Below are 7,243 nucleotides of genomic sequence, written 5' to 3' on the forward strand. Positions count from 1 at the left end.
GCCTGGTCCCGCTCGGCGGTGAGCAGGGCCAGGGGCACCGCCAGGCGGGGCAGCTCCTGCTCGAGGGCGTAGAGGTCGTCGTGGCTGCGCGCCATCATGCCCAGCGCCGCCGCCACATGGCCCGGGTTGGTGGCCAGGCGCTGGTAGTAGTCGATGCCCGCGGCGTCGAGCCGAGAGCCCGTAAAGCCCACCAGGCGCTCGAACAGCCGCCGGTTCCGCGAGCGGAAGGCGACCCACGGCGGCACCAGCGGATTGAAGGTGAGCAGCCGCGCCGTGGTGGGGAAGAGGTAGCCGGCGAGCCCCTCGAAGGGCAGGAAGGCGCCGTTGAGGCTGACCAGCAGCCGCGGCTCGACGATCCCGTCGAGGGCCATGCGCGCCAGGATCGCGGCCCCCGCCGAGTGGCCGACGGCGAACTCGGGGCGCACGCCCAGGGCCGCGAGCAGCTCGCCGAGCGCCCGGGCCGTGCCGCCGAGCCTCTGCAGCCGCCACGGCGGCATCTCGGTGAAGCCGTGGCCGGGCAGGTCGGGGGCGATCACGGTGTAGCGCTCGGCGAGCGCCGGGCCGAACTCGCGCCAGGTGTGGCTCGAGGCCGCCGTCCCGTGGACGAGCAGCGCCGCCGGGCCGGCGCCGTAGACCTGGACGTGCCAGCGCAGCCCCGCCGCTGTCACGAACCGGCTCGCCTCGCGGTGGGGCCAGTCGGCGCCGTCCCGCGCCCAGGCCAGTGCCGCCATCGCTACCCTCCCCTGCCCGCTCTCCGAGCCTAGCTGCCGATGCCGGTGGCCGCCTGGACCGCGCCGCTGATGGCCGAGGCGTCGGCGCGCGGCAGCGGCAGGTAGTCGGCGCCCATGGCCTCGGCGAGCTCCCGGCCCATGGGGCGCGGCCGCGGCGAGGTGTCCACGACGAGGCTGCGCACGCCGGTCAGGTAGACCCCTCGGGCCGCCTCCTGGGCCTCGTGCTGGGCCTGCTCCCGGCCGCCGGTGCCGGCGCGGGTGACGTTGGCCCGGCCGTCGGTGAGCAGGATGAGCACCGGCAGGCTGCCCTTGTGCTGGAGCTCGAGGGTCATCTCGTGGGCCGCCTCCAGCCCGGCGGCCAGCGGCGTCCCGCCACCGCCCGGCAGCCCGGCGAGGCTGCGCTTGGCGCGGGTCAGCGAGCGCGTCGGCGGCAGCAGGACCTCGGCGCGCGTGCCGCGGAAGGCGATCAGGGCCACCTCGTCGCGGCGCACGTAGCACTCGGCGAGGAGCAGCTCGACCGCCCCCTTGGCCTCGGCGAGGCGGTTCATCGCCGCCGAGCCCGAGGCGTCCACCACGAAGACGGTGGTCGTCTGGCTGCGCTGCTTGAAGCGGTTGACGCGGAAGTCCTCGGGCCGGACCACGACCCGGCGGGTCTCGCCCTCGGTGCGGCGCAGCGGCTGCCACGGCGCGGCGGTGCGCAGGGTCTCGACGACGTTGAGCCGGGCGCCGTTGCGCGGCATCCCGCGCAGCACCCCGGCGGGCCGCCCGCGGCCGCCGCCCTTCTGCAGGGCGCCGGCCCGGCCCGGGGCCTGGGAGCGGTTGCGCAGGGCGAGCTCCCGGACCTTCAGGCGCTGCAGGACGTCGTCGGGCAGCGCCGCCTTGGCCGCCTCGAGGACCACCTCGGAGGGGATCCCGTCGGCCGGGGCCTCCTGCTCCTCGTCGTCGCCGCCCTCGCCCGGGTCCGGCTCCTCGGGGGCGTCCTCCTCCGAGGTGTCCGGCTCGCCCTCCTCGGGCTCGGGCTCCTCGCCCGGCGCCTCCTGGGGCTGCTCCGGCTGCTGCTCCGGCTCCTCGGCCTGCTCCGGCGACGGCGGGACCTGGGTGGCCCGGGGGACGAGGATCAGCCGCGTGGCGAGCTGGACGTCCTCGTCCTCGACCTGCTCGCGGCCGTCGAGCGCCGCCGCCGCCCGCGCCGCGCGCAGGGCCTGCAGCGGCGCCCGCAGCGAGCCGATCCCCAGCGCCAGGCCGCCGGCGCACAGCGCCTCGGCGTGGTGGTCGTCGCAGGCCACCGCCGGCAGCCGCTGGCGCGCCGCGGCGATCTCGTCGGCGGCGTACATCGAGCCGCTGGCGGCGTGGACCGGGATGCCGTTGAGGTCGAGGTGGCAGCCGAGGCGGTCGCGCAGCGGGCCCACCGGCCGCTCGTCCTCCGTCGCCCCCTCGTCGAGGGCGACGATCCCGAAGCGGGTCGGCGTCCGCTCGGCCAGGCCGTCGCGCTCGACGGCCACCTCGCCGTTGTCCACCACGGCGCCGATCTTGCCCGCCGTCGCCGGGGCGATGCGCTCGGCCATGGCCAGGACCACGATCCCGCCGTCGCTCTCGGCGAGGACGCCGCGCTCGAGCACCGGGCGCCCGGCGCGCAGCGTCGCGGTCAGGTCGAGGCCGCCGAGCAGGCGGCTGTCGGAGACGCTGATGGGGATGCGCCGCCAGGGCGTCTCGGCGGGCAGCAGCTCGCGGGCGATCTGCACCCAGCGGTCGCGGACCGGGCCGGGCAGCGAGCGCAGGCAGACGCCGCCGACGCCCGGCGGGTCGATGGCGAGCAGCGCCGCTGCGCGGACGGCGTCCTCCCACGCCGCCTCGGCGGTGGCGTAGTCGAGGGCGGCGCTCATGCCGGCAGGTGCTCCTCCACGGCGCGCTGGACCCGGGTCGTCGAGCCGGACTCGTCGAGCGGGTCGCGGCGCAGGCGGTGGCGCAGGGCGACGCTGGCCACCCGGCGCAGGTGGCTGACGTCCACGGCATCGGCCTGGTCGAGGGCGGCGGCGGCGCGGGCGGCCCGGATCAGGGTCAGCTCGCCGCGCAGCCCGTCGGTACCGAGGGCCATGCACAGCTGCGAGGTGCGCTCGAGCATCGCGTCGGAGACCTCGACCTGGGGCAGGTGCTCGCGGGCGCGCTCGATCTGGCGGCGGACCTGGCCGTCCTTGCGCTTCCAGCGCTCGACGAAGGCCGCCGGGTCGGACTCGTAGTCGTCGCGCCGGCGGATGACCTGCATGCGCGTGTGCAGGTCCTCGGGGGTGGAGACCTCCACCGAGAGGCCGAAGCGGTCGAGCAGCTGCGGGCGCAGCTCCCCCTCCTCGGGGTTGCCGCTGCCGATGAGCACGAACTTCGCCGGGTGGCGCACGCTCAGCCCCTCGCGCTCGACGACGTTCTCGCCGCTGGCGGCGACATCGAGGAGGAGGTCGACGATGTGATCCTCGAGGAGGTTGACCTCGTCGATGTAGAGGAAGCCGCGGTTGGCCCGCGCCAGCAGCCCCGGCTCGAAGGCCTTCTCGCCGTCGGTCAGGGCCCGCTCGAGGTCGAGGGCGCCGACGACGCGATCCTCGGTGACGCCGAGCGGCAGGTCGACGACCGGCACGTCGATGCGCCGGACCTTCAGCGACTTGCCCTGGGCGCGGCGCTCGGCGCAGTGCTCGCAGAGGTCGTCCTCCTTGTCCGGATTGCAGTGGTAGGGGCACTCGGCCGCCCGGATGCTCGGCAGCAGCCCGGCGAGGGCGCGCACCACCGTGGACTTGCCCGTGCCGCGGTCGCCGAAGACCAGCACGCCGCCGATCGAGCTGTCGACCGCGGCGATGGTCATCGCGAGCTTCATCTCGTCTTGCCCGGCGATCGCCGAGAAGGGAAACGCTGGAGCCATGGATTGTGCCGTCCCAGGTTGCTCAGTTCAGTGGTGTTATCGGGTGTCCGGATGCCGGAGAGGCTGCCGCTTGCAGCCTGCCGATCCGTTGCGCAGGTTACCAAAGCGGCGCACCGGGAACAGCCCTGCCTCACCGCTCACTCGAGCCAGGCGGAGACGGGCTGCTCGGTGATCAGCCGGCGGAACCAGGGGGTGTAGCGCCCGGGCCGGCACGCCGCGTCGGCGCTGGCCTGCGGCGGGGCGAGCCAGCACCAGTCGCCGATCTCCTCGGGGGCCGGCGCCGGCTCGCAGCCGTCGGCGCGGCCCACCAGGACGTGGGCGTACTCGTGCTCGGCGAGACCGCTGACCGCATCCTCGGCGTAGTAGGTGAACGCCGTGACCGGGCGCAGGGCGGTGGTGAAGCCGAACTCCTCGCCGAGGCGGCGCTCGGCGGCGGCGACGACGCCCTCGCCGGGGCGCGGATGGCCGCAGCAGGAGTTGGACCAGAGGCCGGGGAAGTGGTATTTCTGATCGGCGCGGCGCTGGAGGAGCAGCCGGCCGGCGGCGTCGAGGACGAAGACGCAGAAGGCGAGGTGCAGCGTGCCGCCTGCGGCGTGGGCCTGAATCTTCTCCTCGGTGCCGATCCGCCGGCCCTGGCGGTCCACGATGACGACTCGCTCCATCCCGCTCGCTCCCTGTTGATTGCGCCCCGTCGCGCCCCACCCGCCGAGGTGCTGAGCAACATCGTCGCGCCCCCCTTGCACCTCTCGTAAGGGCAAGCCCATTCTTGAAGCGCTAGCAAACTGGCCGCAAGAGATACCATGGAGGAAGCGCTGCCCCCAAGCACCTACCGGCGGGGCGGCAGCCGAGCCAAAAAGAGGTCACCTCGACCCCGACGTGAGAGGAGCCAGAGTCATGAGCAATACCCCGAGTGATCACTCCCGCCGCAAGTTCCTGCGCCTCGGCCTGCTCAGCACGGCCGCGATCCCGGCAGCGGGCATGCTGCTGCGCAGCGGCCCCGCGGCGGCGCAGGAGGGCGGCGCAGGCGCCAACGCGCAGCGCGTCGATCCCCAGTCGCCGGAGGCCCGCGGCCTGGGCTACGTCCACAACCAGGCCGACGCCGACAAGAGCCATCCGCGCTTCGACAGCAGCCAGTTCTGCGCCAACTGCCTGCTCTTCCGCCAGCACGAGGACAAGGGCAGCTGGGGCTACTGCGCCGCCTTCGGCGACAAGCTCGTCAACGCCAACGGCTGGTGCTGGGCGTGGGAGGACGCCGCCGACGCGCAGAAGATCGGGCCGCAGGACGTCTAGGAGCGATCTGCCGCCGTACGGCGCAGAAGCGGCTTGGGGCGTGACGCCCGCGAGCCGGCCAGCACCGAATCGCCGGACCGCTATACGATGGCGTCCGGCGATTTTTTTGGCCGCCTGAGCAGCCGAGCCGGGCCGCGGCGGCAGCCTTCCGGGAGGGGGAGAGGGGGCACCCGGCGAAGGGGCGCCGCGGGGCGTGGCCGAGGCGCGCCGAGCCCTAGACAAATCACCTTATGAAAGTGCATTTTAAGCATCGTACGTACATTTAAGGAAGAGCACTCGCGGAGGGTGACCCATGCGTATCTTATTCATTCATCCCAACTACTCTTCGGGTGGTGCAGAGATTGCGGGGAACTGGCCGCCGGCATGGGTCGCCTACCTCGCCGGCGCCCTCAAGCAGGCGGGCTTCGAGGATCTCCAGTTCGTCGACGCGATGACCGACAGCCTCTCCGAGGAGCAGATCCGGCAGAAGATCCAGGAGGTCGAGCCGGATATCGTCGGCACCACCGCCATCACCCCCTCCATCTACATCGCCGAGCGCAGCCTGGAGATCGCCCGCGAGGTCGACCCCAACGTGGTCACCCTCATCGGCGGGATCCACCCCACCTTCATGTACAAGCAGGTGCTCAGCGAGGCGCCCTGGATCGACGCCATCGTCCGCGGCGAGGGCGAGGAGATCATGGTCAACGTCGCCCGCACCGTCGCCGAGGGGCGCTGGCCGGAGGACCGCGAGCACATCCGCGGGCTCGCCTACCGCGACGGCGAGCAGATCGTCGCGACCCCCGCGGCGCCGACCATCAAGGACCTCGACAGCATCGAGCCCGACTGGAGCATCCTCGAGTGGGAGAAGTACATCTATATCCCGCTCAACACCCGCGTCGCCATCCCCAATATGGCCCGCGGCTGCCCCTTCACCTGCTCGTTCTGCTCGCAGTGGAAGTTCTGGCGCGACTACCGCGTCCGCGACCCGGAGCGGGTCGTCGACGAGATCGAGCACCTCGTCGACAACCACGGCGTCGGCTTCTTCATCCTCGCCGACGAGGAGCCGACCATCAATCGCAAGAAGTTCATCGAGTTCTGCCAGGCCCTGATCAACCGCGGCCTGCCCCAGCGCGGGATCATGTGGGGGCTCAACACCCGCGTCACCGACGTCCTGCGCGACGAGGACATGCTCGACTTCTACCGCCAGTCCGGCCTGATCCACGTCTCCCTCGGCACCGAGGCGGCGGCGCAGCTCAAGCTCGACCGCTTCAACAAGGAGACCACGGTCGCGCAGAACAAGAAGGCGGTGAAGCTGCTGCGCGACGCCGGCATCGTCGTCGAGGCGCAGTTCATCGTCGGCCTCGAGAACGAGACCGCCGAGACCCTCGAGGAGACCTACCGGATGTCCCTCGACTGGGGCGCGGACATGGCCAACTGGGCGATGTACACCCCGTGGCCGTTCTCGGACCTCTTCCACGAGCTCAGCGATACGGTCGAGGTCTACGACTTCGAGAAGTACAACTTCGTCACCCCCATCATCAAGCCCGAGGCCATGGACCGCGGCGAGCTCCTCGACCGGGTCATGAGCAACTACCGGCGCTTCTACATGCGGAAGGCGCTGCTCTCCTACCCCTGGGCGGGCAGCGGCGATCGCCGCAAGTACCTCCTCGGCTGCCTCAAGGCCTTCCTCAAGGCCGGCTTCCAGCGCAAGTTCTACGACCTCGGCAAGCACGGCTACTGGGGGCCGCAGACCCGCAAGAAGGTCAGCGAGAACATCGAGAAGAACTTCGATAAGTCGCGCACCGTGGCCCCCGCGCAGCAGGCCGAGTGGGACGCTGCCAAGGAGAAGAAGAAGATCCAGGAGGCGCGCTCCCACAAGGGCGGCACCGAGACCGAGCGCACGCCGGCCGAGGAGCCCGTCCAGGTCTACCGCAAGGGCGGGCCGGCCAAGTCCAAGGACGCCCAGAAGAGCGAGGAGACGGCGGAGACGGACGAGGCTTGAGCGTGCCCTCCGGCAACAGCGGCACGGAGCGCCCGGAGGGCGCCGGCGAGTCGCGGATCGGCCCCAATGCCATCCTCCAGGTCGCCGCCGCGCTGCGCGCGGCGGCGGGCGAGGAGGCAGCGCGCCGGGTCTTCGCGGCCGCCGGCCTCGAGGCGTGGCTCGACCACCCGCCCGAGCGCATGGTGCCGGAGTCGGCCGTCGCCGCGCTGCACCAGGCGCTCCGCGCCGAGCTCGACGCCGCCCAGGCGCGGCACGTGCTCCAGGACGCCGGGGTGCGCACCGGGGACTACGTCCTGGCCTGGCGGATCCCGGCCCCGGTGCGCACCCTGCTCCGCC

7 protein-coding genes are annotated in these 7,243 nt (G+C 72.7%); 3 read left to right on the plus strand and 4 right to left on the minus strand.

The window, feature by feature from the left end; all coding sequences use genetic code 11:
- The 4 genes from bchO to idi form a co-directional block, all read right to left on the minus strand.
- On the minus strand, positions 1 to 731 hold a 731-nt coding region (bchO, locus tag CKO13_RS09320; protein WP_200259962.1), incomplete at its 3' end, for an alpha/beta fold hydrolase BchO.
- Positions 732 to 760: 29 nt separating this feature from the next.
- The gene (locus CKO13_RS09325; RefSeq protein ID WP_200259965.1) at positions 761 to 2,614 is read right to left on the minus strand and encodes a magnesium chelatase subunit D; all 1,854 of its coding nucleotides are present in this window, start codon (positions 2,612 to 2,614) and stop codon (positions 761 to 763) included.
- On the minus strand, positions 2,611 to 3,636 hold the full coding sequence (bchI, locus tag CKO13_RS09330; protein WP_200259968.1) for a magnesium chelatase ATPase subunit I: 1,026 nt from the start codon (positions 3,634 to 3,636) through the stop codon (positions 2,611 to 2,613). Before bchI ends, CKO13_RS09325 begins: the two co-directional genes overlap by 4 nt.
- Positions 3,637 to 3,773: 137 nt before the next feature.
- On the minus strand, positions 3,774 to 4,298 hold the full coding sequence (idi, locus tag CKO13_RS09335) for an isopentenyl-diphosphate Delta-isomerase (protein ID WP_200259971.1): 525 nt from the start codon (positions 4,296 to 4,298) through the stop codon (positions 3,774 to 3,776).
- 232 nt (positions 4,299 to 4,530) lie between these two features.
- Between idi and CKO13_RS09340 the strand changes: the two genes are divergently transcribed.
- The 3 genes from CKO13_RS09340 to bchJ all read left to right on the plus strand — a co-directional run.
- On the plus strand, positions 4,531 to 4,926 hold the full coding sequence (locus tag CKO13_RS09340; protein ID WP_200259974.1) for a high-potential iron-sulfur protein: 396 nt from the start codon (positions 4,531 to 4,533) through the stop codon (positions 4,924 to 4,926).
- 292 nt (positions 4,927 to 5,218) lie between these two features.
- Complete coding sequence (gene bchE / locus CKO13_RS09345; RefSeq protein WP_200259976.1) at positions 5,219 to 6,907, plus strand: magnesium-protoporphyrin IX monomethyl ester anaerobic oxidative cyclase; 1,689 nt, start codon at positions 5,219 to 5,221, stop codon at positions 6,905 to 6,907.
- A 2-nt stretch (positions 6,908 to 6,909) separates the two neighbouring features.
- On the plus strand, positions 6,910 to 7,243 hold a 334-nt coding region (gene bchJ, locus CKO13_RS09350; protein ID WP_338034622.1), incomplete at its 3' end, for a bacteriochlorophyll 4-vinyl reductase.

Source organism: Halorhodospira neutriphila (assembly GCF_016584055.1).
Lineage (GTDB): Bacteria > Pseudomonadota > Gammaproteobacteria > Nitrococcales > Halorhodospiraceae > Halorhodospira > Halorhodospira neutriphila.

What these genes read in the sequence shown, in the direction of transcription:
- CKO13_RS09325 (WP_200259965.1), bottom strand. Translation starts at nt 2,614, where the DNA reads ATGAGCGCCGCCCTCGACTACGCCACCGCCGAGGCGGCGTGGGAGGAC.
- bchI (WP_200259968.1), bottom strand. Translation starts at nt 3,636, where the DNA reads ATGGCTCCAGCGTTTCCCTTCTCGGCGATCGCCGGGCAAGACGAGATG.
- idi (WP_200259971.1), bottom strand. Translation starts at nt 4,298, where the DNA reads ATGGAGCGAGTCGTCATCGTGGACCGCCAGGGCCGGCGGATCGGCACC.
- CKO13_RS09340 (WP_200259974.1), top strand. Translation starts at nt 4,531, where the DNA reads ATGAGCAATACCCCGAGTGATCACTCCCGCCGCAAGTTCCTGCGCCTC.
- bchE (WP_200259976.1), top strand. Translation starts at nt 5,219, where the DNA reads ATGCGTATCTTATTCATTCATCCCAACTACTCTTCGGGTGGTGCAGAG.